We start from the raw sequence: 524 nt of genomic DNA, 5'->3' as shown, positions 1-524 counted from the left end.
GCCTCGACCCATGCCTCGTAGGCCCTCCTTATGGGCTTGAGCTCCCTTTGGCCCCTCTCCAGCATCGAGATGTACTTCTCGCTGGTGCCCAGTATGGACGCCGCCCTCACCTGGCTGACCTTCGCCGCGCGCCTGGCCGCCACGAGCTCCGAGGCGTCCCCGGGCCTCCTGATCTCGTGCGGGCGCATCAGCGCCCGGTACGCCTCCCTGGCCACGTAGCGCTTGAGGCACCTCATGACCTCCCTGTCGCTCTTTCCCCGCGCCCTCGCCCTCTCGGCGTACTCGGCGGTCTCGGGGTCGCGCATGACCCTCTGCCTCGCGATCTCGTGCAGCGCGCTGTTCGCCTGCCGGTCGCCGCCCCTGTTGAGCCTGTGCCTCACGGTCTTGCCGCTCGAGGCGGGGATGGGGCAGGCCCCGCATATCGCCGCGAACGACGCCTCGGAGCGCAGCCTGCCCGGGTTGTCCCCGGCCGCGACCGCGAGCTTGGCCGCGCTCACGGGCCCGCACCCGTACATCGCCAGCAG

At 71.2% G+C, this 524-nt stretch carries 1 pseudogene; it reads right to left on the bottom strand.

The annotated features are described in order from the left end of the window. Window positions 1-197: 197 nt before the first annotated feature. Window positions 198-524 (bottom strand): annotated as a pseudogene (locus RX395_RS10320) (transposase); the annotation flags it as partial.

This window comes from Collinsella aerofaciens, assembly GCF_032584215.1.
Lineage (GTDB): Bacteria > Actinomycetota > Coriobacteriia > Coriobacteriales > Coriobacteriaceae > Collinsella.
This window is presented reverse-complemented; position numbering and strand designations above follow the sequence as displayed.